A 2,576-nucleotide genomic window follows, 5' to 3' on the forward strand; every position below is an offset into this window, starting at 1 on the left:
CGGCGTTGCGGCGCAGCTCCTCGGCCGCCAGCTGGGGATCGGCGAGCCACGGCAGCTGCAAGGGGATGATCCGCTCGGGGAAGCTGCCGGCCCACACCTCGAGATGCCAGTCGTTCCAGGCCCGCAGCACCGCCAACCCGAGCTCAGGGTCCTTGCTCTTCCAAAACACGGTCCCGGCGAAGCCGGCGATCAACGAGGGGAAGTTCAGCGACGCCCAGATGCCCGCGATCTCCATGTCGGCGATGCGAGCTTTGATGTCCCAACAGCCGCGGCGCATTTCGTCGAACCGGGCCGGCTCCATGCTCCATTCCTCGGGTGGCCGTCCGATCACCGCGTTTAGCCCGACATTGGGGTATTCGCAGTCCTCGTAGCGCCACACCTGGCGCCCGTCGTCGGTCTCGACGATCCTCGGTGCCCGATCGGCCAGCGCAGTGGGGACCCGGTCGTCGAACATATCGGGTGGTTCGATGACGTGGTCGTCGACGGAGATCAGCACATGCTGACGCTCGCGCGGAGCGGGGTCTGGCAGCAGCGCCATACCTGATGACTATCGTCGGCTTTTGGGCTGCAAGTCAATACGGGATGAGCTACCGAATCGACTACCGGATCGACTACCGGGGCAGCGGTTGGCGCACGAGCGCCCGCGGCTGGGTGAACGCCCGGATGCCCTCGACCCCGAGTTCTCGGCCCAGGCCCGACTGGCGGACGCCGCCGAACGGCAGCCGCGGATCCTGGGCCGCCATGCCGTGGCAGTTGATGCTGACGGTGCCGGCCACCAACTGTGCCGCGATCCGCTCGGCCAGCGCATCGTCACCGGACCACACCGAGGCGGTCAGCCCGAAGTCGGTGGCGTTGGCCGCGGCCACGGCATCGTCGATGTCGTCGTAGCCGAAGATCGGCAGCACCGGCCCGAACTGCTCCTCGGTGGCCAGCGCGGAGTCAGGCGCCAGATCGGTGACCACGGTCGGCAACACGAAATACCCGCCCGCATCGGCGTCTTCGGAGCGGATGCGGCCAGCGGCGCGCACCGTCGCGCCCCGGGCCTCGGCGTCGGCGACCAACGCAGCCACCCGGTTTCGTCCGGCGGCGGTATGCAGCGGCCCCAGCGTGGTTACCTCGGCCAAACCGTCGCCCACCACCTCGCGCTCGCAGCGGGCCAGCACCGCGTCGGCCAGCTCGCCGACCCGCTGGCGCGGGGCGTAGAGCCGCTTGATCGCCATGCATACCTGACCGCCGGTGGTGTAGGTGGCGGTCACCAGCTGCTCGACAAGCTGGTCGGTGACCTCGACGTCAGGGGCGATGATCGCGGGGTCGTTGCCGCCGAGTTCCAGCAGCACCGGCGTCAGGCGTGCCGCGGCGGCCGCCATGACGGCACGGCCGGTGGCCACCCCGCCCGTCAACGAAATGACATCGATGCCCGGATGGGTGATCAGCGCCTGAGCGAGCTCACTGCCCGGTCCGGCAACAACGTTCACCACACCCGACGGCAGTCCAGCGGCGAACGCTGCGCCCAACTGCAGCGCGGCCAGCGGACACGTCGGCGGCACCTTGACCACCGCGGTGTTGCCGGCGGCCAGTGCCGACGTCAGCTTGGTCATCGTCAGCGCCAGCGGCCAGTTGAACGGAAGCACAAGGGCCGCAACACCGTACGGCTCGCGCCGCAGCCGTGGGTAGCTCGCCTGCGGATCGACCCGCTCTGGCGCGACCGCCGCCTCGGCCATCGAACCGATCAACGATGCCAGCACCGGCGCGGTGTCGATTTCGAAGCTGGCCTCCGAGAGCACCTTGCCGTGCTCGCGGGTGTACAGCCGGGCGCCGTCCTGCGCCTTGAGCTGTTCGGCCGCTGCGGCTGCGGCGGCGCTGACCGCAGCGACCCGCTCCGCCACGTCCAGTGCGCGCCAGCCCGGCGCTGCCCGCCTCGCAGCCCGGACGGCGGCATCGAGCTGCGCGTCGTCGGCGGCGGGGGCGTGGCCGACGATCTCGGCCGGCCGCGCCGGGTTGTGCACCGGGTAGGTGCCGGCATCACCTTCCCGTGGCTGGCCGCCGATGGTGAGCAGCGCTGCGGCTTCGGAGGGTGCTTTCGCCGACGTCGTTGTCATTGGCGTCTCCTTCCCGGCCCGCTTGACCAGGTGCGGTGGTCACGCCATGGTAAGTCACTGTGACGCAGATCTCAGATTCCCTGCGATGAAGGCGGTCGTGCTGCGGGAGGCCGGTCAACCTTGCGCGGTGGAGGAGCTGACATTGCGGCCGGTCGGCCGCCGCGAGGTGAAGGTGCGGTTGGCCGCCAGCGGCGTCTGCCACACCGATCTGTCGGTGCGCGACGGCGGCATGCCGGCGCTGCTCCCTTGCACGCTTGGGCACGAGGGCGCCGGAGTCGTCACCGAGATCGGCGAGGAGGTCAGGACGGTGGCCGCTGGCGACCACGTCGTGCTCACCTGGAATGTGCCGTGCCGCTCCTGCCCACATTGCCTGCGGGGCGAAACCCATCTGTGTCCCCAAGGCATCGGGCATGCCTTCGGCGAGCCGTACGCCGAAAGCTCCTCAGGGCCGGTGTGGCCCTCGATGGGTGCCGGAAC

At 70.0% G+C, this 2,576-nt stretch carries 2 protein-coding genes and 1 pseudogene; 1 reads left to right on the forward strand and 2 read right to left on the reverse strand.

Annotated elements, in window-relative coordinates; translation table 11 throughout:
• A pseudogene (locus VFA16_RS11480) lies at positions 1 to 538 on the reverse strand (amidohydrolase); the annotation flags it as partial.
• Positions 539 to 611: 73 nt separating this feature from the next.
• Positions 612 to 2,099 (reverse strand): aldehyde dehydrogenase family protein, encoded by a 1,488-nt coding sequence (locus tag VFA16_RS11485; RefSeq protein WP_324967927.1) that lies wholly within the window; start codon positions 2,097 to 2,099, stop codon positions 612 to 614.
• Between the two features lie 85 nt (positions 2,100 to 2,184).
• On the opposite strand from VFA16_RS11485, the gene VFA16_RS11490 reads away from it, so the two are divergent.
• Positions 2,185 to 2,576: alcohol dehydrogenase catalytic domain-containing protein (locus tag VFA16_RS11490; protein WP_324967928.1), on the forward strand; the 392-nt coding region annotated here is incomplete at its 3' end.

The sequence above is a fragment of the Mycobacterium sp. genome (assembly GCF_035653355.1).
In the GTDB taxonomy this organism is placed as follows: Bacteria; Actinomycetota; Actinomycetes; order Mycobacteriales; family Mycobacteriaceae; genus Mycobacterium.

What these genes read in the sequence shown, in the direction of transcription:
- VFA16_RS11485 (WP_324967927.1), bottom strand. Translation starts at nt 2,099, where the DNA reads ATGACAACGACGTCGGCGAAAGCACCCTCCGAAGCCGCAGCGCTGCTC.